The sequence below is a fragment of the Streptomyces zhihengii genome, assembly GCF_016919245.1.
Taxonomy (GTDB): Bacteria; Actinomycetota; Actinomycetes; order Streptomycetales; family Streptomycetaceae; genus Streptomyces; species Streptomyces zhihengii.
On record NZ_JAFEJA010000001.1, the window covers coordinates 229,639 to 253,881 of the forward strand.

At 75.0% G+C, this 24,243-nt stretch carries 22 protein-coding genes; 13 read left to right on the forward strand and 9 right to left on the reverse strand.

What is annotated here, in order from left to right; all coding sequences use genetic code 11:
• Positions 1-8 precede the first annotated feature (8 nt).
• The gene (locus JE024_RS00985; protein ID WP_205371732.1) at positions 9-416 is read right to left on the reverse strand and encodes a YciI family protein; all 408 of its coding nucleotides are present in this window, start codon (positions 414-416) and stop codon (positions 9-11) included.
• Positions 417-988: 572 nt separating this feature from the next.
• On the opposite strand from JE024_RS00985, the gene JE024_RS00990 reads away from it, so the two are divergent.
• From JE024_RS00990 to JE024_RS01000, 3 genes are read left to right on the forward strand one after another with little or no spacing between them, the layout of a single operon-like run.
• A complete protein-coding gene (locus JE024_RS00990) occupies positions 989-1,420 on the forward strand; it encodes an NUDIX hydrolase (protein WP_244882484.1) in 432 nt (143 codons plus the stop codon).
• Complete coding sequence (locus JE024_RS00995) at positions 1,408-2,019, forward strand: NUDIX hydrolase (protein WP_244882485.1); 612 nt, start codon at positions 1,408-1,410, stop codon at positions 2,017-2,019. The genes JE024_RS00990 and JE024_RS00995 overlap by 13 nt, the downstream gene beginning before the upstream one ends.
• Entirely contained in the window at positions 2,016-2,555 is a 540-nt protein-coding gene (locus JE024_RS01000; RefSeq protein WP_205371735.1) for an NUDIX domain-containing protein, read from the forward strand. The genes JE024_RS00995 and JE024_RS01000 overlap by 4 nt, the downstream gene beginning before the upstream one ends.
• Here JE024_RS01000 and JE024_RS01005 read toward each other — a convergent pair.
• On the reverse strand, positions 2,528-3,445 hold the full coding sequence (locus JE024_RS01005; protein ID WP_205371736.1) for an NAD(P)-dependent oxidoreductase: 918 nt from the start codon (positions 3,443-3,445) through the stop codon (positions 2,528-2,530). The two genes, JE024_RS01000 and JE024_RS01005, sit on opposite strands and share 28 nt — an antisense overlap.
• A gap of 125 nt (positions 3,446-3,570) precedes the next feature.
• Between JE024_RS01005 and JE024_RS01010 the strand changes: the two genes are divergently transcribed.
• The gene (locus JE024_RS01010; protein ID WP_205371737.1) at positions 3,571-4,155 is read left to right on the forward strand and encodes a TetR/AcrR family transcriptional regulator; all 585 of its coding nucleotides are present in this window, start codon (positions 3,571-3,573) and stop codon (positions 4,153-4,155) included.
• A gap of 138 nt (positions 4,156-4,293) precedes the next feature.
• Positions 4,294-6,069, forward strand: a complete 1,776-nt coding sequence (locus JE024_RS01015; RefSeq protein ID WP_205371738.1) for a serine/threonine-protein kinase — start codon at positions 4,294-4,296, stop codon at positions 6,067-6,069.
• Between the two features lie 141 nt (positions 6,070-6,210).
• Here the strand turns inward: JE024_RS01015 and JE024_RS01020 are convergent, their stop codons facing one another.
• Complete coding sequence (locus JE024_RS01020; protein ID WP_244882486.1) at positions 6,211-6,555, reverse strand: UBP-type zinc finger domain-containing protein; 345 nt, start codon at positions 6,553-6,555, stop codon at positions 6,211-6,213.
• Between the two features lie 276 nt (positions 6,556-6,831).
• Entirely contained in the window at positions 6,832-7,932 is a 1,101-nt protein-coding gene (locus JE024_RS01025) for an ABC-2 transporter permease (protein ID WP_205371739.1), read from the reverse strand.
• 146 nt (positions 7,933-8,078) lie between these two features.
• Here JE024_RS01025 and JE024_RS01030 point away from each other — a divergent pair, with 146 nt between their 5' ends.
• From JE024_RS01030 to JE024_RS01040, 3 genes are all read left to right on the forward strand, one after another.
• Positions 8,079-8,351 (forward strand): DUF4190 domain-containing protein, encoded by a 273-nt coding sequence (locus JE024_RS01030; protein WP_205371740.1) that lies wholly within the window; start codon positions 8,079-8,081, stop codon positions 8,349-8,351.
• An 84-nt stretch (positions 8,352-8,435) separates the two neighbouring features.
• Entirely contained in the window at positions 8,436-8,747 is a 312-nt protein-coding gene (locus JE024_RS01035) for a hypothetical protein (RefSeq protein ID WP_205371741.1), read from the forward strand.
• Positions 8,748-8,918: 171 nt separating this feature from the next.
• On the forward strand, positions 8,919-9,722 hold the full coding sequence (locus tag JE024_RS01040) for an alpha/beta fold hydrolase (RefSeq protein WP_205371742.1): 804 nt from the start codon (positions 8,919-8,921) through the stop codon (positions 9,720-9,722).
• Between the two features lie 121 nt (positions 9,723-9,843).
• On the opposite strand, the gene JE024_RS01045 is transcribed toward JE024_RS01040, so the two are convergent.
• Complete coding sequence (locus tag JE024_RS01045) at positions 9,844-10,473, reverse strand: TMEM175 family protein (RefSeq protein WP_205371743.1); 630 nt, start codon at positions 10,471-10,473, stop codon at positions 9,844-9,846.
• Between the two features lie 155 nt (positions 10,474-10,628).
• Complete coding sequence (locus JE024_RS01050; RefSeq protein WP_205371744.1) at positions 10,629-11,486, reverse strand: SDR family oxidoreductase; 858 nt, start codon at positions 11,484-11,486, stop codon at positions 10,629-10,631.
• Between the two features lie 319 nt (positions 11,487-11,805).
• On the opposite strand from JE024_RS01050, the gene JE024_RS01055 reads away from it, so the two are divergent.
• Positions 11,806-12,816, forward strand: a complete 1,011-nt coding sequence (locus JE024_RS01055; RefSeq protein WP_205371745.1) for a BtrH N-terminal domain-containing protein — start codon at positions 11,806-11,808, stop codon at positions 12,814-12,816.
• Positions 12,817-12,832: 16 nt separating this feature from the next.
• Here JE024_RS01055 and JE024_RS01060 read toward each other — a convergent pair whose 3' ends face one another.
• On the reverse strand, positions 12,833-14,068 hold the full coding sequence (locus JE024_RS01060; protein ID WP_205371746.1) for an alginate lyase family protein: 1,236 nt from the start codon (positions 14,066-14,068) through the stop codon (positions 12,833-12,835).
• 246 nt (positions 14,069-14,314) lie between these two features.
• Positions 14,315-15,397 carry a glycoside hydrolase family 43 protein gene (locus JE024_RS01065; RefSeq protein ID WP_205371747.1) on the reverse strand — a complete coding sequence of 361 codons (1,083 nt, stop codon included), beginning with the start codon at positions 15,395-15,397 and terminating at the stop codon, positions 14,315-14,317.
• Positions 15,398-15,807: 410 nt separating this feature from the next.
• On the opposite strand from JE024_RS01065, the gene JE024_RS01070 reads away from it, so the two are divergent.
• Entirely contained in the window at positions 15,808-16,350 is a 543-nt protein-coding gene (locus tag JE024_RS01070) for a GNAT family N-acetyltransferase (RefSeq protein ID WP_205371748.1), read from the forward strand.
• Positions 16,351-16,803: 453 nt separating this feature from the next.
• Positions 16,804-18,714 carry an AMP-dependent synthetase/ligase gene (locus JE024_RS01075; protein ID WP_205371749.1) on the forward strand — a complete coding sequence of 637 codons (1,911 nt, stop codon included), beginning with the start codon at positions 16,804-16,806 and terminating at the stop codon, positions 18,712-18,714.
• 109 nt (positions 18,715-18,823) lie between these two features.
• Here the strand turns inward: JE024_RS01075 and JE024_RS01080 are convergent, their stop codons facing one another.
• A complete protein-coding gene (locus JE024_RS01080; RefSeq protein ID WP_205371750.1) occupies positions 18,824-20,713 on the reverse strand; it encodes a hypothetical protein in 1,890 nt (629 codons plus the stop codon).
• Positions 20,714-21,211: 498 nt separating this feature from the next.
• Here JE024_RS01080 and JE024_RS01085 point away from each other — a divergent pair, with 498 nt between their 5' ends.
• Both JE024_RS01085 and JE024_RS01090 read left to right on the forward strand, forming a co-directional pair.
• Positions 21,212-22,792: an SDR family oxidoreductase gene (locus JE024_RS01085; protein WP_205376289.1), complete on the forward strand. Its 1,581-nt coding sequence runs from the start codon at positions 21,212-21,214 to the stop codon at positions 22,790-22,792.
• A gap of 44 nt (positions 22,793-22,836) precedes the next feature.
• Positions 22,837-24,210: a cryptochrome/photolyase family protein gene (locus JE024_RS01090; protein ID WP_205371751.1), complete on the forward strand. Its 1,374-nt coding sequence runs from the start codon at positions 22,837-22,839 to the stop codon at positions 24,208-24,210.
• Positions 24,211-24,243: the final 33 nt, after the last annotated feature.

Here is a 24,243-nt window from a genome sequence, read left to right on the forward strand (position 1 = left end):
GGGCGTGCTCACTCCGTGACGGTGGGCGGCTCGGCGAGGAACGGGCGCAGCTCCAGCCACTCGTGGATCGGCCGGCCGCCCGCTCCGGGGGCCGCCGACAGTTCGCCGGCCAGTTCGACGGCGCGCTCGTAGGTGTCGGTGTCGATCACCATCCAGCCGGCGATGAGGTCCTTGGTCTCGGCGAACGGCCCGTCGGTGACGGGCGGGCGGCCCTCGCCGTCGTAGCGCACCCAGGTGCCCTCCGGCGCGAGCGCCTGGCCGTCGACGAACTCGCCGGTCTCCTGGAGCCGGTCCGCGAAGTCGCGCATGTACTGGACGTGCGCCGAGATCTCCTCGGGTGTCCACCGGTCCATGGGCACGTCGTCGGCCGCCGCCGGGGCGCCGCGGTAGTGCTTGAGCAGAAGGTACTTGGCCATCGTGTCTCTCCTGTTGCCGATGCGGCCCATTGTGGCCGCGTCCACCCCGGGGACGGAGCCGGACACCGGTTCTCGACATCCCCGAGCAGAAATGTCCGCGCGATTTTCCGGAGCCGCGCACGGGGCCGCGCCGGGGCCGCACGGCACGGCACGGCCCGGGCGCCACGCCCCGACGGCACGGCACGGCACGGCACGGGCGGCACGCCCCGACAGCACCGCACGGCCCGGGCGCCACGCCCCGACGGCACGGCACAGCACGAGCGCCACGGCACGGGCGCCACGGTGCGCACCGCCCGCCCCGGTGAAGGGTGTCGGCGTTTCGGCCACCTCCGGCTCCGCCTCCCGGCCCGGCCCGACAAGGGCCCCCGCCCGCGCGGCCGCGCGACGGGGCGCTCCCACCACGTCCGAAAGACGTGTGTTCGACACGGGGGCCTCGATCGTTCACCCGATGACACCGTCTGCTCCCACCGGAGGCCGTCATGCGTCCCCTGCCGTGCCCTCGCGGCGCACCTCCCCCGCCCGCTCCCCCGCCGCGGGGCGAGCCCCGGGGCGCCACGGCTCCGCCCGGCACGGTGCCGCATGTCGTCGGGGTGCATCTGCATCTGGAGCGCGACGGGCGGGTGCTGCTCGGGCTGCGGCATCCGGACACGCCGTACGCGGGCGGGCTCTGGCACGCCCTCGCGGGCCACTGCGAGGACGAGTCCGCGACGGCGTGCCTGGTGCGCGAGGCGTACGAGGAGGCGGGCCTCGTGATCGACGCCGCCGACCTCCGGCTCGTCCACACCGTGCACGCGGCGGGCCGGGACGGCCCGCCGCGGCTCCAGCTCTTCTTCCGGGCCCGCCGCTGGGAGGGTGACCCGGAGGTGCGCGAGCCGGACAAGTGCGTCGCATGGCGGTGGTGGGAGGCCGGGGAGCCGCCCGAGCGGCTCGTCCCGTACACCCGCGCGGCGCTCGACGGCATCCGGGCCGGCCGCCCCTACAGCGAGACGGGGTGGCCGGGGTGACGGGCGGCGGCTCCGCCGGGCGGAGCGCGGACGCCCCGGCGCGGCACACCGTGCCGGTGGACGTGCACCTGCTGGCCGTCCGCACCGGGAGCGCGGGGGCCGAGGTGCTGCTGTCGCGGCGGGCGGGCGCGGTGTACGCGGCCGGGATGTGGCACGCCCCGTCCGGTCACGTCGACGGCGCCCACGAGGACGTCGTGACCGCCGTCGTCCGCGAGACGCTGGAGGAGACCGGCCTGGTCGTGCACCCGGACGATGTGCGCGCCGCGGTCGCCGTGCACCACAGGGGGCCCGGCGGGCGGGCGCGGATCGGGTTCTTCTTCGAGGTCACCCGCTGGACCGGGACGCCCCGGGTCCGCGAGCCGCAGGTGTGCGACGCCATGGACTGGTTCCCGCTGGACGCGCTGCCGGCACCGATGGTCGCCTACTGCCGGGCCGGGATCGACGCGTACCGGGCCGGCGGCGGGATCGCGGTGCACTTCCAGGACCCGGGCGATCCGATCGCCCACGACCCCGCCCACTCCCCCGCCCGCGACCGGCCGCGCGCGGCGGCCGTGCGGCCCTTCCCCGTCCCCCATCCGCAAGGAGGTCTTTCGCCGTGACGCACGAGGCCGGCACCCCGACTGCCGCAGGCCCCGCTCCGAGGGGGTGGCTTCCGACGGAGGAGTACGCGGCGACGCTGCCCAAGGCGTCCGTCTTCGGGGCGGTGTTCTTCACCGACGAGGACGACCGTCCGCTGCATCTGCGTGCCGTCTACGAGACGGGCCACCCGTGGCAGTGGCCGGGCGGGACGGCGGACCCCGGGGAACGGCCGTGGGAGACGGCCGTCCGCGAGACCGAGGAGGAGACGGGCATTTGGATGCCCGGTCCGCCACGGCTGCTGGCCGCCGTGTTCGGCCTGCCGGGGGCCCGCTGGCCGCTGGCGACCACGGGCTTCGTCTTCGACGGCGGGCGGCTCACCGCGCGGCAGATCGCCGCCGTCACCCTCGACCCCGACGAGCACGACGAGGTCCGCGTCCTGCCGCTGGACGACTGGCGTCCGCTCATGCCGGGCAAGGACTTCGCCCGGCTGCGCGCCGTGCTGCACGCCCGGCGGACGGGGATGCCCGCCTACTTCGACACCTGGGACTGGGACTGACGGCGCGCTCCCGCCGCGGCGGCCGGGGACTTCATCAGCTCCACCAGGCTGGAGAAGCTGTCGGCCGCGTGCCCGGCGTCCATGCCGCGGCGGAAGATGTCCGCCACCGCCGCGGGGAGGGCGGTGTCGACGCCCGCGTCGGCGTTGGTGTGCAGCACGTGCTCGGCGCTCGCCACGCCCATCGCCAGCCGGTCCACGTCGCCGCCGTGCTCCCCCGCGTCGATGCGCCCGGCGTAGAAGGAGAGGAAGTCCCCCATACCGGTCAGGGTCTCGGTGGCGTGCGGGAGGACGTCGGCGGCCGTGAGGCCGTGGGCGTCCGCGAGGGCGATGGCCTGCCAGTAGCCGAGCATGGACGTCCAGAACATGACCATGCCCAACTGGTAGTGGAGCGCGGCCAGTCCGGGGTCCTCGCCCCGGTAGTCGGTGCCCGTCAGCACGTCGAGGGTGGGGCGATGGGCCTCGAAGGGCTCGCGCGGCCCGCTGTAGAAGGCGGTCGACCCGGGCTGTCCGATGCCTGAGGGCGGGACGTTGACGCCGCCGGTGAGATGGATGCCGCCCTGCTCGGCCACCCACCGCGCCCCGGCGCGCGTCTTCTCCGGGGTGTCGGAGCTCAGGTTGACGAGCACCCGGCCGCGCAGGGCGTGGGCCGCCGGTTCGAGGACGGTGCGCACCGCCTCGTAGTCGGTGAGGCTCAGGACGGTCAGCTCGGACGCCAGGATCGCCTCCGCGGCACTGGGCGCGAGGACCGCGCCGCGCGCGACGAGGGCGTCGGCGCGGTCGGGGGTGCGGTTCCAGACGGTGACGGGGTGGCCCCCGTCGAGCAGGGTACGGACCATGGCCTGGCCCATCGGGCCGAGTCCGATGACGGTCACGGGCTGCTTGCCGGTCATGAGTGGACCTCCACTGAACGGGTGCGCGGCATGGGCGCACCAGGACTAGAACGAACGCTCTATCCAGAACGCAGGAGGACCGTACCACGTTCTAAAACGAGCGTTCTAACCAGTAGGGTGTGCGCATGGCACAGACCAGCACCCGGGACCGGATCGTCGTCGCCGCCGCACGCCTCCTCCAGCGGCAGGGATACGTCGGCACGGGCATCAAGCAGATCGCCACCGAGGCGGAGGCCACCCTGGGCTCCGTCTACCACTTCTTCCCGGGTGGCAAGGAGGCCGTCGCCGTGGCCGCCATCGCCCACGGCCGCGAGGAGTTCGCGGACGTCCTGCGCCGGGCCCTGGACGGCGAGGCCGACCCCGGCGCGGCCGTGCAGGAGTGCGCACGGCAGCTCGCGGAGGGGCTGCGCGATTCGGGCTGGACGGACGGCTGCCCGGTCACGGCGGCCGCGCTGGAGACCCTCGGGTCCGACTCCCCCATCCAGCAGGCGTGCGCGGACGCGCTGCGCGACTGGGAGCGGATCGTCTCCGACAAGCTGCTGCGTTCCGGCATCCCGGCCGGCGACGCCCGGGAGCTGGCCGTCACCGTGGTCGCCGCCCTCGAAGGCGCCGAGGTCACCGCCCAGGTCAACCGGAGCGAGGAACCGCTGCTGGTGACGGGCCGGCAGCTCGCGCGCCTGGTGGGCTCCTACGCCCTCACCCGGTCCTGAACGACCGGCGGCCCGGGGGCCGGTGACGGTGCCCGGCCCGCCGGGGCGGGACAGCCCCGGGCCGAACCGGTAACGTCACCGCCGCGCGGAGCGCGCCGGTGAGCGGGGCGCCTGCACACGGGGGAAGCGGGGGCACGCATGCACGGCCTGGAGGCGGACGATCCGCGCCGGATGGGGGACTTCACGCTGATCGGCAGGCTGGGCGCCGGCGGCATGGGCCAGGTCTTCCTCGGACGCGCCCCGGGCGGGCGGCCCGCGGCGGTGAAGGTCGTGCGGGCGGCGCTGGCCGAGGACCCGGAGTTCCGGGCCAGGTTCCGTCTGGAGGTCGCCGCGCTGCACCGGGTGGGCGGTGAGTGGACGGCTCCGGTGCTGGGCGCCGACACCGAGGCGGCCCAGCCGTGGGTGGCCACCGAGTACGTGCCGGGGCCCTCGCTGCACCAGGTCGTCGGGGCGGGGTACGGGCCGCTGCCCGAGGCGACGCTGCACTCCCTGGCGGGGCGGCTGGCCCGGGCGCTGCGCGCCATCCACGGGGCGGGTCTGGTGCACCGCGATCTCAAGCCGTCGAACATCCTGCTGACCGTCGACGGCCCCCGGGTCATCGACTTCGGCATCGCCCGGGCGCTGGACACGGTGGCGGGCGGTCTGCGCACCTCCACCGGCGTCGTGCTCGGCTCGCCCGGCTTCATGGCGCCGGAGCAGGTACGGGGCCTGCGGGTGACGCCCGCGGCCGACGTGTTCGGCCTCGGCTCCGTGCTGGTGTACGCGGCGACCGGGCGGCTGCCGTTCGGCTCCGCCGAACTGGGTCTGCACGCCCTGATGTTCCGCATCGCGGAGGAGGAGCCGGACCTCACCGGGGTCCCGGACACGCTGCGGGGGCTGGTCACCGCCTGTCTCGCCAAGGATCCGGCGCTGCGTCCCACCGCGGAGCAGATCGCCGCCCGCGTCCGCACCGACACGGCCGACCCGTGGCTGCCGCCGGAGCTGCTGGCGGAACTGGGCCGGCTGGCCGCCCGCATGCTCACGGCACCCACGCCGGTGCGGGTCCCGGCCCGGACACCGGAGGCCGCGCCGGCGGCGCCTGCCGGGACCGGCAGGCGGTGGCGGCGGGTGGTCGCCGCGGCGGTGGCGCTCGCCGCGGTGGCCGCGGGCACGGCGCTGTACCTGCGGGGCGACGGCGGGAAGGAGCCCGCGGCGGACGGCGCGTCCGGGGCCCCGCGCGGCGACGAGCGGGCCGTGCCCGAGGAGTTCACCGGCGCCTGGGAGGGCGTGGTCGAGGGCGATCCGCAGTACCCGCGGCGCACCCTGCGGCTGGAGGTGACGCAGGGCGGCACGGGCGACCTGGTCGCCTCGTACATCGACACCGACGGCGAGCACCAGTGCGCCGGGCGCGGCGCGCTGGTGTCCGCCGGTGCGGGCACGCTGGTGGTCGGCGAGGGCCGGATCACCGCCCAGATGCCGCAGGGGCGGTGCGGCCCCGCGGCACGGCAGACCCTCACGGCGCGCTCGCCGTCCGTGCTGACCTGGACGTCCGGTGGTCTGAGCGCCGATCTGCACCGCTCGGCCGGAGGGCCGGAGGCGGTGCCGGCCGAGTACGTCGGCGTCTGGGTGCCCGCCAACGAGCTGTACCGCGAGAAGGAGATGATCCGCGTCGTCCAGGGTCCCGCCGGCGGCCGGCTGGTGCGGATCTCGGCCGAGGCGGGCATGGGCGACGGCACGGAGCAGTACTGCGAGAGCAGTTACGTGGTGGGCGCGGTGTCGCCGGTGCTGGCGCTCGGCCCGGGGACGTACACGGCGGAGTCGGGCGAGGACTGCCGTCAGCCGGACTCCGTCTTCCTGACCGTCGCCGACGGCCGGATGCTGCTCTACAGCATGGCCGTGGACGCGGAGCCCGCGGAGTTCGTCCGCAAATCGTGACCGCGGCGCGCTCCGGGGCGGTGGGCGCGGCTCGGGGCGGTGCGCGCGGGCCGGGGCGGCGTACGCGGCGAGGGCCGTGCGTCGGCGGGCCGTACGAGGGCGTGCCGTGTGCGGGAACCGGGAGGCCGCGCCCGGGCCGGGTCATCCGCCGTCGCGGACCAGGAACACCTCGTCGGCGTAGCACCACGCCCATGCCTCGTCGGACGCCAGGGAGACGGCCACCGGGTGGCCGGTCTCCTCGAAGTGGGCGTACGCGTGGCGGCCCCGGGAGCTGTCGCAGCAGCCGACGTGGCCGCAACCGGTGCACCGGCGCAGACGCACCCTTCCGGGGGCGCCGGGCACGCAGTCCTCGCACTCGCCGGGGTGCGGGAGCGGCGGCGGCACGGCGCCGGTGTGCGCGCACCGACGGCCCTCCGGGCGCCCGCCGTCGGGAGCCACCCGCCACGCGGCGTGTTCCGGGGCGGGAGGACGGGTGTTCTCCGGCACGGTGAATCCACACTCCTTCGTCGGCACGGCACTTCGGACGCGGCACACGTCACGACAGCGTCGGCACGCCCCACCGTGCCGTCTTCGCCCCTGAGAGCAGCCACGGATGCACCGGGCGGGCCGCCGTCAGGCCCCGGCGGGGGCGTCGGCGGCGGGCTCGTCCGGGCGGGCCGCCGTCAGGCCCCGGCGGGGGCGTCGGCGGCGGGCTCGTCCGGGCGGGCCGCCGTCAGGCCCCGGCGGGGGCGTCGGCGGCGGGCTCGTCCGGGCGGGCCGCCGTCAGGCCCCGGCGGGGGTGTCGGCGGCGGGCTCGTCCGGGCGGCCCGTGCTGCGGCCGCCGGGGTGGCGGTGGCGCCACACCCAGAAGACGGTGGTCGAGACGGCGGCCCAGGCGGCCAGCACCAGGAACGGGAACGCGTGCTGGGCGTCGCCGAAGTACACGGCGGTGTGCTGGGCGTTCACCGAGGCGCCCGGCGGGAGCCACTGGCCGATCCGCCCGAGCGGCGAGGGCAGCAGCGGCCAGGAGACGGCTCCTCCGGACGACGGGTTGCCGAGCAGCACCATCAGGCCCCAGGTCGGGAGCATCGCCCAGCGTCCGAACAGGGTGTTGAACATGGTGAAGACCATGCCCGAGGTGAACATCGTGAACGCGAGGATGAACCAGGACTCGGCGAACGGCAGGTCCAGGGCGCCGAGCAGCCAGTCCACCACCGCCGCGATGCTGAAGCTGCCCAGCACGGCGTAGCCGGCGATGGCGGCGATCCGCTCCGGCGGGTCGAGGTCCCGGGCGTGGACGCTGAGCTGGATCGCCCCGACGAAGCCGATGATCACGGCGGCGAGCGAGATGTAGAAGATGGCCAGTCCGCGCGGGTCGCCGGGCTGGAGGGGCTTCAGGTCGCGGACCCGCAGTCCCGCCCCGGCCTCCCGGGCCGCCGCCGGAGCGGCCCCCACCAGGACCTGGGCGACCGACTGCCCGGCGGCGCCCGCCACGTCGAGCCGGACGTCGTCGCCCCGGAAGGTGAGGATCGCGAAGACCCGCTGCTCCTCCATGTCCGCCCGGGCGGCCGCCCCGCCGCTGTAGGGCCGCAGTTCGAGCGACGCGCCGAGCGCCTTCTCCATGGCCGCCACGAAGTCGCGCGGAACACCCGCGCCGGTGTAGTCCACGGTGGCCGCCGGGATATGGCGCGGTGTCGGATTGGCCATGGTGTAGGTGTAGGAGCCCGCGAACAGTCCGGCGGCCGCCGCGAGAATGAATCCCAGGACGACGGCGGGCAGGAACGGGGAATCCCGGAAGGACGTACGACGGGAATCCCCCCGGCTCGCCCCGCCCGGCGCCGCGTCTTCCTCGTGGTGATCGGCGAAGTGGTCGTCGGCAGACATGACGGCACGTTATCCAGACATGCTCCCCCGCAGGCCGGAGCCGGTCCCGCCGCGTGGCGCGCGCCGGTCCGCGACGCTCTCCCGATTGGGTCATTCATTGCGGGGCAGACGCACGGTGACGGACCGAAAGATGAGGGAGGACGGCAATGACGCACGGAATGTCGGCCGCACGGAGCGGTACCAGTGGTCTGGCCGTGGCGAGCCTGGTCTGCGGAATCATCGGACTGCTCTTCTTCAATGTGATTCTGGGCCCGCTGGCCATTGTCTTCGGAGCGGTCGCGCTGCGTCAGAACCGGGGCGGCGGTGCCGGAATGGCGAAGGCCGGTATAGCGCTGGGAATCGTGGATCTCGTGATATTCACGGTACTGCTCGTGGCGGCTTCCTCGAGCGGCGGCTTCGGCTGGTACATGGGCGGCTGACCGAACTCACCGGAGCCGTATGTCCGGGGCGCCGGCCGCCAGTCGCGGCCGGTGCCTTCGTCGTTCCAGAGCGGGAGACAATCGATGAGCACGTATGTGATCACCATTCCGGGCACTTTCCTCACGCCGCCGGCGCCGGACGTACGGGCCGCGGTGGAGCGCGAACTGCGCCCCGCCGATCCCCGGCAGACGTCCCTCGGCCGTCGCGAGGAACTGAGGATCCTGACGGTCAACGAGAACGACACGTTCACGGTGCGGCTGGAGGTCGAAGCGGCCGACAGCGAGGAGGCCGAGGACCGGGCCCGCGAGACGGTGGCGAAGGCCCTGACGGTGGCCGGGGTGCCCGCCGACGCCGCCCCGCTCGGCCCGGCGGTGGTCACGGGCATCGACGTGTGACCCACCGCCCCGCCCCGGGCGCCTGCGGGTGACCGGGGAGCGTGGCCCGCGGTCCCCCGCGCCCGCTCCCACCTGCGTCTTCCGTCGCCGTCCCGGTGCCCGCGTGGCGGGTGCCGGGACGGCGACGGACACTGGCCGGGGGGCGACGACCGTCCGGAGAGGCGTGGGACGATGGGCGACTGGGCGGACCTTCCCGGTGTCAGGACGTGGTACGAGACCGAGGGGACCGGCGATCCGCTGGTCCTGCTGCACGGGGGCTTCTGCACCAACGACACCTGGGGCCCGCTGCGCGCCGATCTCGCCGCCGCGTACCGCGTCCTCCTCCCCGAGCGGCGCGCCCACGGTCACACCCCCGACGTGCCGGGACCCCTGTCGTACACGGACATGGCGGACGACACGGTGGCCTTCCTGGAGTCCGTGGTGGGCGGGCCCGCGCATCTGGTCGGCTGGAGCGACGGGGGCGTCGTCGCGCTGCTGGTCGCCGCCGCCCGGCCCGATCTGGTCCGCAGGGCCGTGGTGATCGGCGCCAACTCCCGTCCGGGACCGGAGTGTTTCGCCGAGCCGTCGATGCTCGACACGATGACGCCGGACGGCGCGGAGCTCGCGTTCTTCCGGGAGATGTACGCGGCCGTCTCGCCGGACGGGGCGGGCCACTGGCCGGTGGTGGCGGCGAAGATGCTCGACATGTGGCGGACCGAGCCCGCCATGACCGACGGGGACCTGGCGCGTGTCACGGCGCCCGTCCTCGTGATGACCGGCGACGACGACCTGATGACGCTGGAGCACACCGTCTCGCTGTACCGCGCGATGCCTCAGGGGCAGCTGGCCGTGATCCCCGGGGCGTCCCATCTGGTGCCGCTGGAACGGCCGGACCTGGTGAGCCGGCTGATCCTGGAGCATCTCGCGCAGGAGAAGGTCGAGACGATGATGCCCGTGCGGCGGGCGGCCGGGGCGGACGGCGCTCCCGCCTTCTGAACGGAATCCGGGGCGGGCGGCGCTCCCGCCTCCCGAACGGCGGCCGGGGCAGGCAGCGCCCCCGCCCTCCGAACGGCGGCCGGGGCAGGCGGCGCCCCCGCCTTCCGAACGACGGCCGGTGTCAGCTCTCCGGCACGGTCTGCCTGCTCCGTTCCAGACGCCCCAGCACGATCTTCGCCGGCAGCAGCGCGAGCCAGCACCACATCGCCGCGTGCGGGGCGAGGAAGGCGACCGGCACCGACGCGCCGAACACGAGGATCGTCGCGCCGAGGTCCGCCGCGGTGTCCCGCCACTCCCCCACGTCCCGTACGCCGTGGTGGACCCTCAGCGTGGCGAACATGGCGAGGTGCAGCAGGTCGACGAGGCAGATCGTCCCCGCGTAGGCGGCCACCGCGAGCGGCTCCTCGGCGCCGTATTCGGCGAGCATGGCGGTGGGGAACGGGACGAGGGCGATCACGCCGAGCACGGCGAGCGCCAGGTACTGGGGGATGCCGCCGGTCGTCGCGGACATCTGCAGGAGACTGCGCTGGTCGCGCCAGAAGATGGACACGATGAGGAAGCTGAGCGCATAGGCGGCGAGTTGCGGCAGCGTCTCCCGCAGGGCGTCGTGGAACTCCGCGGACCCCAGGTCCGGCGGGACCCGGACGTCCAGGGCGAGGAGCGTCATGGCGATCGCGAAGATGCCGTCGGACAGGGTGATCAGACGGTCGGGTCGGGCCGCCCGGGAGGTTCCGGTACTCACCCGGCCCACCCTGGGGCCCGGCCCGGCCGGTCGGTTGGGATTGCTCCGACTGCGGGCAAGCCGCCGAGGGGCGCGGTGCGCGGCGGGCGGGGCCGTCACACCGCCGGTGGCACGCGGTGCGCGGGGCCGTCACACTGCCGGGGGCGCGCGGTGCGCGTCTGCCGTCACACCGCCGGTGACGGCAGCGGGGCGGGCGGCACGCAGCCTGCGGTGAGGGCGCGGGCGGCGGCGAGTTCCTCACGGGACGCCTGCTCCACTATGTCGAGGTAGGCGTAGGCGTCGTCCCCGACGGGGACGCGCAGCGGGGTGGGCCCGTCGGCGGCGACGACGGCGAGCACCTGGGCGGCGAAGTCCCCCGGCCGTCCCGTGGCGTCGTCGTCCGCCATGCCGCGGACGCCGTCGAGCGTCGCGGCGGTCGAGGCGGCGTACGCGGGCAGGCGGCGGGCCGACTCCGCGAGCGCGGTGCCGTAGCGGGTGGCGAAGCCGCCCGGTTCGACGACGGTGACGCGGATGCCCAGCGGGGCCACCTCGGCGGCCATCGCCTGACTCATGCCCTCCAGCGCGTACTTGCCCGCGACGTACGCGCTGAGCCCGGGGAACGCCATCCGGCCCGCGAGGGAGGAGACGTTGACGATGTGCCCGTGCCCCTGCGCCCGCATCAGCGGCAGGACCAGGCGGGCCAGCCGCCAGGGGCCGACGACCAGGGTCTCCAGCTGGTCGCGCACCTCTGCGTCGGTGACCTCCTCGGCCGCGCCGAACAGGCCGGCTCCCGCGTTGTTCACCAGCACGTCGATGCCGCCCATCCGCTCGACGGCGGTGCGCACGGCGTCCTCGCACCCGGCGGCGTCCCGCAGTTCCAGGGGGACGGGGTGGAGCAGGCCGGGCCACGCGCCGGCCGTCCGCTCCAGGTCGGCGCTCCGGCGGGCGGTGACGACCGCCACGTCACCGGACCGGGCCACCGCCGTGGCCAGCGCCTCCCCCAGCCCGGAGGAGCAGCCTGTGATCAGCCAGCGTCGCACCATCGGATTTCCCCCCACCGTCCCGTGAACCGACCGCGCGGGAACACACCGCGCCTGTACCGCCGCACCGCGAAAGCCACCGCACCGCGGACCCACCCCTGCCGTGGGTCCGCGGTGCCCGCGGACACCCCGCGCCGAAGGCCGCGGCCCGGCTGCTCATGCTCGGGCTCGGTGGCCCGCCGGGGCCATCCCCCGGCGGGGGCGCGAAGACGCACATCCGGCGCGCGGGACGGCACACTCCGTGTCCCGGGGCCGTACGCGAGGCGTATACGGTGGGGCCGGACGAGGAACCGGCCCGTCCTCCCGTGGAGGGGGTCACGGCATGACCACGGTGCGGGGCGCCGACACCCGCGGACTGGCCCACTGCGAGACGACGGCGTTGAACGTGCTGCTGCGCCACGAGGGTCTGGAGCTGTCGGAGCCCATGCTCTTCGGGCTCGGTTCCGGTCTGTCGTTCGTCTACTGGGACGCCAGGAACATGGACTTCCCCTTCCTCGGCGGGCGGGTGAAGCCGTTCGAGCTCACCCGGAACCTGGCCGCGCGGCTCGGGCTGGAGCTCGACGTCCGGGAGACCGCCTCGCCCCGCCGCGCCTGGGAGAACATGACCGCTCCGCTGGACGCCGGCCGGCCCGTCGGGCTCCAGCTGGACAGCTACCACCTGGAGTACTTCACCACCAGGGTGCGCTTCGGCGGCCATGTGGTCGCGGTGTACGGGTACGACGACCGGACGGCGTACCTGGTGGACACCGCCCAGCAGGGCGGAGCGGTGACCACCGGTCTGGCGAGCCTCGCCGAGGCGCGGGCGGCGCGGGGGCCGATGACGGCCCGGCACCGGTCGTTCACCCTCACCGTGCCCGGGGACGCGCCCGCGCCGCGCGACCGGATCGTGCCCGCCGTCACCGCCTGCGCCGACGCCTTTCTCCACCCGCCCATCGCCAACCTCGGCCACCGGGGCATCGAGAAGGCGGGCCGACTGGTGCGCACCTGGCACCGGCGCACCGACGACCCGGGCCGGGACCTGCGCAGGGCCGCGCTGCTGATGGAGCGGGGCGGCACCGGCGGGGCGCTGTTCCGCAATCTCTACCGGGACTTCCTCGCCGAGTGCGCCGGACTGCTGGAGAGCCGCCGGCTGCGCACCGGCCTCGCCCTGTACACGGAGGCCGCGGAGCTGTGGACCCGGACGGCGGAGCTGATCGACGAGGCCGGCGCGACCGGTGACGAGCGGTGCCTGGAGCGGGCGGGCGCCCTCCTCGCCGACCTCGCGCGGGTGGAGCGCGAGGCGATGGAGGCACTGAGCCGCCTGGACGAGGATCTCCCCGCGGGGGCGGGCTAGGACGGACCGCCCCGGCTCAGGACGGGTTGTCGCCGTGGGTCAGGGTCTCCCAGGCGACGAAGAGGTTGTCGGTGCCCAGGGGCCGCCGGGCGAGGGTGTAGTTCTCGGTGTTGGTCATGGGGTGTCCGAGGCGGTTGTGCAGCGCGTTCCAGCCGACCTCGCTGACCGGGCCCAGTCCCCGCTTCACGGTGCCGCCGCACAGCCAGGAGGGCGGTGTCGTGAGTTCGTAGGTGGCGTGGAGGCCGAGGGCGTGCCGGATGCGTTCGCCGAACTCCGGGTAGAGGTCCTGGCCCTGGATGCGGGAGGTCTCGGCGACCTGGGCCATGGCGGCGATGCCGTAGCCGGTGTGGGTGAAGTCCCGGCAGGTCTCCTGGCTGAGGCCGTTCACGAAGGTGGTCTGGCCGTGCCAGTAGGCGATGATCTCGTCGCGGGTGTCGCGGCCGTCGCCGGGCTTCGTGCGGGGCAGGGACCCGTCGGAGGTCAGGTAGACGAAGGCGGGGACGCGGTTGCGGAAGAGGGAGACCCCGCGGTCGTAGACGGCCTTGTCGTCCAGGAAGACGCCCATGCCGACGAGGGCCTGGGTCATGCTCAGCTCCCAGTTGCCGTTGGAGTTGGAGCCGTTCTGGATCTCCGGGTAGTAGACGGTGCGCAGCATGGTGGCGAAGCGCCCGGATTCGGGCCAGTTCCCGTAGGCGTGCTTGATGATCTCGGCGGCCTTGGGCCAGGTGGAGGCCGCCCAGGCGGTCTGGAGCGGTGCGTTGCTGTTGGTGTGGTCCCGGACGGTGGCCGACCAGGCGTCCATGATCTGGATCGCCTTGGCGGCATGGGCGTTGTCGCGGGTGACGTACCAGGCCAGGGCGTGGGTCCAGGCGGCGATCGCGTCCTCGCGCTCGTCGGTGCAGCCGTTGTTCGGGTTGGAGTAGGAGCCGCATTCGACGACGGCGCGGGGGTGGGGGGTGTACCCGAGGGAGGCGTAGCGCGAGCGCATCATCTGGTTCCAGGCGGCGGCCTGGGGCGCGGTGCCCGCGTTGACCCGGGCCCGCACGGTGTCGAGTTGGGCGCGGCTGACGCCCACCCCGGGGTGGGTGAACACGGCGGGCGCCGCCTGCGCCGCGGGGACGGCGGCGGACGGGGCGGTGGGGGCGGTGGGGGCGGGGGCGTTCTGGCCGGCCGAGACGGGTGAGGCGAGGACACCCGCTGTCAGGACGCCGGCCGCCGCGAGAAGGACGGGCTTCAGGACTCTGCTGCGCATGGGGGGATGTGCCTTTCTGCCGAAGGCTACCGAAGGCGCCACGAAGGGCGTTCACGTAGGTGAACAACGCTCGCTGACATGAATACGCGAGGTTTCCAGGAAGGTAGCCATGCGCCATGAGCGCGTCAAGGTCTGGACCAGGCCACGAACGAGCACCGCCCCCGTGCTGACGTTCACATGAGTGAACGTCAGCACGGGGGCGGCAGCGGGCGGGAGGTCAGGGGCCCGCCCGGAGAACGCGTGGGGCTACTCGAAGAACTTCAGGCTCCAGCCGGTGTCGTTGTTGGGGCCGGGGACGTTCGCCCGGCTGTAGGTGGTGTTCCCCCACCAGGTGAACGAGCCGGTGTACCAGTAGCGGTTCTCCCAGGCGTACGGGGTGCCCTTCGGGACCGCGTGGAACATCGAGGGGAACGTCGGACCGGCGGGCGGGCTCGTGGCGATGTCCCCGTCCAGCAGGACGAAGGTGTGGTGACCGGGGCCGTTGACGTGCAGCGTCGGGTCCCAACCCCGCATCATGGTGGCGCGGTTGGAGCCGAACAGGCAGCCGTTGGACTTGTACCAGTCCCAGACATGGGTCGGATCGCCGCCCGCGCGCAGCCGCAGATCGGCGAGGCAGTACTGCTCGCTCCAGCTCCCGTTGGCCGAGTACACGATGTGGAGCTGCCCGTTCGGGTCCTTGATCGGCTCGGGGCCCTCGTTGATGAACGGGTTGCCCACCACCCGCTCCCAGCTCTCCCGCGGCTGCGAGATGACGTACCGCGCGCCGGTCGGGGTCGTCGGGCTGCTCATGCGGGCGATGTAGAGGTTCTGCTCCACGTTGGTGTCGCCGGCCCAGCCGGACCAGACGAACCAGCGCTGCCCGTTGAAGGTGAACAGCGTGCCGTCGATGGCCCACTTGTCGTCCGGGAGGGCCAGCTTCGACTCGGCCGTGTAGCCGGTGTCCGGGGAGCCCGAGTGGATGACGTACATCCGGTGGGCGGCTCCCCGCCCGGCCGCGAAGTAGATGTAGTACCGGCCGCCGTCGCGGACGATCTCCGGCGCCCACACCTCCCCCAGGCCCCTCGTGTCCGACCAGACCTGGCGGGCGGGCGCCGAGGCCAGGGCGGCGGTCGACGACGCCTGGCGCACGGCGATCCCGCCGCCGGTCGACTGGACGGAGATGTAGGTGCCGCCGACGCGCAGCACGCTGGGATCGGCCGCCCTGAGGGAGGTCTGGTCCGCGACGACGGGCTCGGCGGACGACACGGACAGGACGGCGGCGAAGGTGCCGGCGAGCGCGAGGACTGCGGTACGGACGAGGGTGCGGGTCGGTTTCACGGGCCGCTCCATGGTCGGCCTCCGCCCGCTGGCGGGCGGAGGGACGCCGGGCGGCGCAGGGCGTCCGCGCGGCGTCACTGGTGGGGGGAGGTGGGGATTTACATCGATGCAATCGGGCTTCACAGCATCCTGACGCGTACCCGTCATGTCAACGGCCCGGGCGTCGGCGCCCCTTGCGGGACGGGCGCGCAGCCGCCGGGCGGGCGGGTGCGCTCGCCGGACGGGCCGGTTCACGGCGGGACGGCGGGGCCGATGCGGGAAACGCGCGGGCGGTGCGCCCCGGGCGGAGCGCGGGCAGGGGCGCGACGGCGGCCCGGCGGAAGCATGGCAGCGGCAGGGCGGGGCCCGGGCGGCGGGCCCGCGGGGGTGCCCGGATATCCTGCCCCGTCCCGTCCCGGACCTGGCAGAAGAGGGTTTCGACCATGAGCGCCGCCGCATCGCCCTTCCCCGAGCACCTGGAGATCACCGGGGAGGGCCTCGTCCTGCGCGACTGGACGGAGTCCGACCTCGACGCGATGCCCGCGCTCTTCGACCACCCGGACATCGCGTACTGGACGCCGATCGTCTCCCCCTTCGACGCGGAGGCCGCCGGCGCCCGGCTGGAGCGGAGCCGCCGGCTGCGGGCGGACGGCACGGCGATACTCCTCGCGATCACCGTCGACGGCGGCGCCCCGCTCGGCGAGGTGATGCTCCGGCGGGCCCCCGAGGGCACCGAACTCGGCTACGCCGTCGGCCCGGCGCACCGGGGCCGGGGCCTCGCCGCGCGGGCGGTGCGCGTCATGGCGGGCTACGCCTTCGGGGAACTCGGCGCGGAGCAGGTGATCCTGGAGCTGGAGGCCGAGAACGACGCCAGTGTCGCGGTGGCCGGCAGGGCCGGCTTCACCCGGCTCGACGTCCCGCTCATCACCGGTACGGAGAAGGGGCGTCCGTTCGTGCTCCAGACCTGGGGACTGGCGCGCCCCTGAGGCTCCCCGGGAGCGGGAGGCCGCGCGGGCGGACAGGCCCGCGCGGGACGAGCACATCATCTGCCGCTCCCGGGTGCCGTGGCGAGCGCCGCGCGCACGGGCCGGCGGGGAAGGGGGCAGGAACGCACCCTGCCGCCCCTGCCGCCCGCTCGATCATCGCACCCATGTGACCCGTAAGTACCTGCTTTGTGGCAACGAACGGCAGGTTGGCCGCTTTGTGCGCGCGGCATCCCTTTCGGGCGGAACATTCCTTGCCCTGTGCCCCACCGTCCGTCATGCCGTGCGCAAGGGTCGCGGGGCGGTCGCGCTGGCCGAAATCCGACTGCGAGGCGCCGTCGCGGAGCAGGACGGCGGGAGTTCGCCCCATCACGCCTTGGGCATGGTTGGCGCGATCTCTTCCGTTACCGGCCCTGATGCGTGCAGAATCCGGACTCGGTGTGAAGGGGAGGTCACATGGAGGTACGCGGCCTGCCGCGCGGTTCCCGCCCGCTGCGGGCGGGGGGCCTGGCCGATTCGGTCCACGAGACCGCCGACCGCGATCCCTCGCTGGCGCAGCTCTCGCGCCGCGATCCGGCACACCGGGACGCCTGGCGGCCGGTCACCGCGGCCGAGTTCCGCGACCAGGTGATGGACGTGGCGAAAGGGCTGCTGGCCAACGGGCTGCGCTTCGGCGACCGGGTGGCGCTGATGTCCCGCACCCGCTACGAGTGGGCCGTCCTGGCCTACGCCCTCTGGCACATCGGCGCCGAGGTCGTGCCCGTCTACCCCACCTCCTCCTCCGAGCAGGTGCGCTGGATCCTCCAGGACGCGCAGGTCCGCGCCGTCGTCGTGGAGCACGAGCACCACGCGATGACCGTGGCGGCGGCCGGCGGCACGGCGAGCACGCTGACGGCACTCTGGCAGATGGACCGCGACTGCCTGTCGACGCTCGCCGACGACGGCCTCGGCGTACCCGACGAGGAGATCCACCGGCACCGGGCCGCCGTGCAGCCGCGGCAGGTCGCCGTCGTCTGCTACACCTCGGGCACGACCGGCACCCCCAAGGGCTGTCTCGTCACCCACGGCAATCTGGCCGCCGAGGCCGACACCCTGCTCGACGGGTGGGGCGTCCTCGTCGCGGAGCCGGGCGCGGCGCCGTCGATCCTCAACTTCCTGCCCGTCGCGCACGTCTACGGGCTGATGGTGGCCGTCTGCTGCCTGCGCGGCGGGATCCGGCTCGGGCTCCAGCCCGACATCGGTCCGCAGCAGCTGCTCCCGGCGCTGGCGTCGTTCCGGCCGACGTTCGTCTTCGCGGTGCCGTACATCTTCGAGAAGGTCTTCCACACGGCGCGCCGGGCCGCCGAGGAGACGGGCCGGGCCCAGGTGTTCGACAAGGCCGCCGATGTGGCGATGCGTTACGCGGAGGCGGAGGAGCGCCTCTCCCGCGGCAGCGGCCGGGGCCCGAGCCCGGCGCTGCGGGCACGGCACGCCGTCTACGACCGGCTCGTCTACCGCAGGCTGCGGGCCGTGTTCGGCGGCCAGGTGCGCAACGCGGTCTCCGGCGCGTCCACGCTCCGCCGCGAGCTGGGCCTGTTCTACGCGGGCGCCGGGATCACCGTCTACGACGGATACGGACTGACGGAGACCGCGGGCGCGGTCACCGCGCAGCCTCCGGGGGCGGTCCGGTTCGGGACGGTGGGCCGGCCGATGCCGGGCAGCGAGGTGCGCATCGGGGCCGACGGCGAGGTGTGGGTCAGGGGCGAGACGGTCTTCGCCGGGTACCTCGGCAACCGGGAGGCGACGGCCGCGGCGCTGCGCGGCGGCTGGTTCGCCACCGGCGACCTCGGGCTGCTCGACGACGAGGGGTACCTGGTGATCACGGGCCGCAAGAAGGACGTGATCATCACCAGCGGCGGCAAGAGCGTGTCGCCGACGGTGCTGGAGGACCAGCTCCGTCACCATCCGCTGGTCTCCCAGTGCCTGGTCGTCGGCGACGACCGCCCGTACATCGCCGCGCTGATCACCCTGGACCCGGAGGCGCTCGACCACTGGCGCCGGCTGCGGGGCAAGGGCACGGCGGACATCACGGCACTGGCCGGGGACGACGATCTGCGCGCCCAGATCCAGCGGGCGGTGTCGCGGGCCAACACCCGGGTGTCACGGGCCGAGTCGATCCGCGCGTTCCGGATCCTGCCCCGCGAGTTCACGGTGGACAGCGGCCTGGTGACGCCGAGTCTGAAGCTGCGCCGCCAGGAGATCGCCCGGGTGCACGCCGCGGACATCGACGCGATGTACCCGCGGCGGGACGACGACCTGCTCCCCGGCACGGGCCGACGCCGCGGCCGCCGGGCCGGCCCCGCACCCTCACCCTCAGGCTCACCTTGAGCCTCGACCTCCCCCTAAGCCTCACCCGAAGCCCGGAGCCCGGAGCCCGGAGCCCGGAGCACAGAGCCGGGGGCCGGGGCGGGGCCGGGGGCGGGGTCAGTCGGCGGGGTCAGTCGGTGGGCGCGCCGGGTGGGGTGAACGGGGAGCCGTCGGCGTGGAAGGCCGTCACCTTCACCGGGGTGGCGCGGGAGACCCGCACCGCCGCCGTCGGGCCGTCCGCACCGCCGCCGGCCACCGAGAGGCGGGCGGTGGCCCGGCTGCCCGCGGCGACGACCCACCAGGTGCCGTCCGGCGCACGCCACTTGGTGCCCGCGACCACGTGCTGGCCGAAGCGGCTGCACGCGGCGGTGTCGCGCGCGCCGGCCGCCGCGGTGCCGGGTGAGCCGGGGCCGGTGCCCGGGGGCTGGAACCACACGGTGACATGGCCCGCGCCGGCCCAGGTGTCCGCCCGGGTGCACACCCAGGTGGCGGTGCCGGCCCGCTCCGGCAGCGGCTGCCGGGCGTAGGCCCAGTCGTTGACCGCGCGGACGCCCTGCCCCCGCAGACCGCCGAGGGTGCACGCGGTGCGCGCCCAGGCGGCGAGCCCGGACGGGCCGGTGGCCTCCCTCGGCTGGCGCGCGGGGGCGCCCGCGCCGGGGGCGGGTGTGTGGGTGAGGTGGACGGGGGTCAGTTCGCCGAGGTCGGTGAGGAGGAAGGAGTGCTGCTCGACGATCCGGGCGGAGGAGCGCAGGCTGAGCACGGGCCAGGCGGCGCAGCCGCCGGCGGCGGGGTTGGCCAGGCGCGGGGTGAGTCCGCCGGGCGTGGCGAGCCGCCGGGTGGGGTCCGCGGGGCGCAGCAGGTCCCGGGTGCCGGCCTCGGCGATCCAGGGGGCGAGGAGGTAGCGGGTGCCGTCCGGGGTCCTGCTGACCACGACGGCCGCCGCGGTGGTCACGTCCGCGCGGTCGGTGCGTGCCAGGTCGAGCACGGCGGAGCCGCCGCCGTTCAGCGGTTCCGCGTAGCGGGCGACGCGGAGCCCGTCGTGCAGCAGGACGACCGCGGCCCCGTCCACGTCGCCGGCGAAGAGCAGCGACGGGGGCGCGGCCGGCGGTTCGCTCCCGGTGCCGGCGGACGGGGTGACCCGTACGGCGGAGCCCGCGCCGCCCCAGGCCCGCAGGGCGCGGCCGAGCAGGGCGCGGTCCGCGCGCCGCTCGCCCCGCGCGGGCCACACGGAGAAGTCGACGCGGGCGGTGTCGGCCCACCGCTCGGCGGGGGCGGACCGCAGTCCGGCCGGGTCCAGGGCGGCCGCGGCGGCGGCGACTCCCGGCGGCCCGCTCGCGCCGCGCTGCTCCGTGCCGCCGCCGTAGGCGCCCGTGACGAGCACGGCCGTGACGGCGAGCAGGGTGGCGGCCGACGCGGTGGCGATCCGGCGGCGGGTGCGGCGGCGCAGCAGGTCGGTGGGGTGGAGCAGCACTCGGCCGGGATCGAACTCGGCGGTCCGCAGCACCGACTCCGCCGCTCCGTCCAGCGTCTGCCGCACGCCGGCGGCGGCGCGCAGGGCCGCCGCCGGGTCCGGCACCCCGGCCCCGGCCAGGGCGGCGGTGATCTCCTGGTCCGGCAGCCGGTCGACCACGGAGAGGGCGAGCGCGGCGCGCGCGGGGGCGGGCAGTCCGGCGAGGGCCTGTGCGGCGCTCAGACCGTCCGCGCCCCCGACGCTCGGGGACAGCCGCAGCCCGAGGACGAGGGGCAGCGCGGCACGCGGCAGACGGCGGCGGTCGGCCCGCAGGGCCGCGTCGAGGACCCGCGCGCGGATGCCGGTGTAGCCGTCGTCCCCGGCCCCGGCACGCGGCAGGGAGCGCTGGACGACCCGGTGGGCGGCGAGCACCCGCCCGTGGCCTCCGGTCCGCGGTGGCAGGACGAGGTAGGCGATGCGGACGAGCCGCCCGTAGTGCTCGACGAGTACGGTCTCCGCCTCCTGGCCTGATCCGGCGGTCGGCGACGGCGGTGCGGGCTGAATCGGCATGTGTCCTCGGCTCGTTGCTCGCTGTGCGGGCGGTTCCCGGCTGCCCCTGTCAACGAACGATCACGAACGGCGTCACTCCAACAGGTGGCATGCCACACGCGTTGCCGACCCGCTTGTCAGGTGTTCGGATCGTCCGGCACCGCTCCCCGGGGCACCGGCCGGATCGGCCCCGTGGCCGGGAATCGTCCTTCCGGGAGGCATGGACCCGGCCTCTGCGGTCACCCGTCCCGGACACGGCCGGGCACGGAACGGCCGGAACGCGTCCGTCCGGGGCGCGCAACGGCCGGGCGCGTCCGTCGAGGGCGCGGAACCGCCGGAACGCGTCCGTCCAGGGCACGGATCGGCCGGGGCGCATCCGTCGCGGGCCCGCCGGGCGAAGCCGCTGTGCACGTCGTTGAATCGTCCGAGCGGCGGAGGTCACGACACGGGAGGCAACGGGTGAGCACCAACGGCACGGGCGGTACGGACGGCACCGGCGGTACGGGCGGTACGGACAGGGTGGCCGCGGGGCACGCGGACGGCCGGGACGGGGCGGCCCCGCTGCGCTGTCTGGTGACCGGCGCCAGCGGCTACATCGGCGGGCGGCTCGTACCGCAGCTGATCGCCGCCGGTCACCGGGTACGCTGCCTGGCCCGGACGCCCGCCAAGCTGCGCGACCACCCCTGGGCGCCGGACGCCGAGGTCGTGCAGGGCGACGTCACCGACGCGGGCTCGGTCGCCGACGCGATGGCCGGCGTCGACGTGGCCTACTACCTGGTGCACGCGCTCGGCACCGGCTCCCGCTTCGAGGAGACGGACCGGCGCGCGGCGCGGATCTTCGCGGAGGAGGCGCGGGCGGCAGGGGTGCGGCGGATCGTCTACCTCGGCGGCCTGACGCCCCCGGACGTGCCGGAGCGGGAGCTGTCGCCGCATCTGCGCTCACGGGCCGAGGTGGGGCGGATCCTGCTGGACGGGCCGGTGCCGGCCACGGTGCTGCGGGCCGCCGTGATCATCGGGTCGGGCTCGGCGTCCTTCGAGATGCTGCGGTACCTCACCGAGCGGCTGCCCGTCATGGTGACACCGAGCTGGGTGCACACCCGCATCCAGCCGATCGGCGTCCGCGACGTGCTGCGCTACCTGGTGGGCAGTGCCCGGATGCCCGAGGACGTCAACCGCGCGTTCGACATCGGCGGGCCGGACATCATCACCTACCGCGACATGATGAGCCGTTACGCCACGGTCGCCGGTCTGCGGAACCGGGTCATCGTGCCCGTCCCGGTGCTGACGCCCCGGTTGTCCAGCCACTGGGTGGGCATCGTGACGCCCGTGCCCGCGTCCATCGCCCGGCCGCTCACCGAGTCGCTGCGCCACGAGGTGGTCTGCTACGAGCACGACATCGCCCGCTACGTGCCCGACGGCCCCGGACAGCCGCTGCCGTTCGACGAGGCGCTGGCCCTGGCGCTGCGACGGGTCCGGGACGCCGACGTCGCCACCCGGTGGTCCTCGGCGTCGGTGCCCGGCGCGCCGAGCGACCCGCTGCCCACCGACCCCGACTGGGCGGGCGGCAGCCTCTACGAGGACGAGCGGCGGCTGACGGTGGACGCGCCGAGGGCGTCGCTGTGGCGGGTCATCGAGGGCATCGGCGGCGACAACGGCTGGTACTCCTTCCCGCTCGCCTGGGCCGTACGGGGCTGGATGGACCGCTTCGTGGGCGGCGTGGGGCTGCGCCGCGGGCGGCGCGACGCCGAACGGCTGCGGGCCGGCGACTCGCTCGACTTCTGGCGGGTCGAGGAGATCGAGACCGGCCGTCTGCTGCGGCTGCGCGCCGAGATGCGGCTGCCGGGACTCGCCTGGCTGGAGATGTACGCGGAGACGGACGAGGACGGCCGCACCGCCTACCGCCAGCGCGCGCTGTTCCATCCGCGCGGCCTGTTCGGACACGCCTACTGGTGGAGCGTGTCGCCCTTCCACGCGATCGTCTTCGGCGGCATGGCCCGCAACATCACGCAGGCCGCGGCGAAGGGCATGAGCGCTCATGAGGGTGACGTCCCGGCGGACCGCATCCGGGAGACACCGGGCAAGGGAAGCGTCCACCGGTAGCCCGGAGTACCGGGCCGTACACACGGAGCACCAGGAGTGGCGCCATGACCGTCGCGGTCGTCCTGTTCACCTCGGACCTGCGTCTGCACGACCATCCGCCGCTGCGCGCGGCGCAGCGGGCCGCCGACGAGGTGGTGCCGCTGTTCGTGCTGGACCCCGGCATCGCCGCCGCCGGGTTCGACGCGCCGAACCGGCAGGCGTTCCTCGCCGACTGCCTCGCCGATCTGGACGAGGGACTCCGCGAGCGCGGCGGACGGCTGGTGGTCCGTTCGGGCCCGGTGGTCCGGGAGGTGGCGGCGGTCGTCGCCGAGAGCGGGGCGCGCGAGGTGCACATCGCCGCCGGGGTCACCGGCTACGCGCACCGCCGCGAGGAGGCCCTGCGGGCCGAACTCGACGGCATGGGCGTCGCCCTGCACGTGCACGACACCGTGATCACGGCCGTGGCCCCGGGCGCCGTCACCCCCACGGGGTCGGACCACTACGCCGTCTTCACGCCCTACCTCCGCCGCTGGTCCCAGGAGCGGCTGCGGCCGGCGGGCGGCGCGCCCCGCGCGGTGCGGGTGCCCGACGCGGTGCGGGGCAAGCGGCTGCCGGCCCGCAGCGCGGTCAAGGGCGTCTCGCCGGCGCTCCCGCAGGGCGGGGAGACGGCGGGCCGGCACCGCTTCCTGAGCTGGAAGCGGTCGGGGCTGGACTCCTACGAGGACATGCACGACGACCTCGCCGGTGACGGCACGTCCCGGCTCTCCCCGTACCTGCACTTCGGCGCCCTCTCCCCCGTCGAACTGGTGGAGCGGGCCCGGGCGCACGGCGGGCCGGGGGCCGACGCCTTCGTCCGGCAGCTCTGCTGGCGGGACTTCCACCACCAGGTGCTCGCCGCCCGGCCGGACGCCTCGTCCGGGGACTACCGCACCCGCCACGACCGGTGGCGCCGGACGGACGAGGCCCGGGAGGAGATCGAGGCGTGGCGCGAGGGCCGCACCGGATACCCGGTGGTGGACGCGGCGATGCGCCAGCTCCGCCACGAGGGGTGGATGCACAACCGGGCGCGGCTGCTGGTGGCGAGCTTCCTCACCAAGACGCTCTACGTGGACTGGCGGGTCGGCGCCGCGCACTTCCTGGACCTGCTGGTGGACGGGGACGTCGTCAACAACCAGCTCAACTGGCAGTGGGTCGCCGGAACGGGCACGGACACCCGCCCCCACCGGGTGCTCAACCCGGTGGTCCAGGGCAAGCGGTTCGACCCGCGCGGCGCCTATGTGCGGCGCTGGGTGCCGGAACTGCGGGGCGTCGACGACCGGTTCGTGCACGAGCCGTGGCGGATGTCGGAGGGCGAGCGCGCGGCGGTCGACTACCCGGAGCCGCTGGTCGACCTCGCGGACGGCCTGGCGCGCTTCCGGCACGCCCGGGGCCGCGACTGACCGCGCCCGTGCACGGCCGCGCACGGCTGTGCA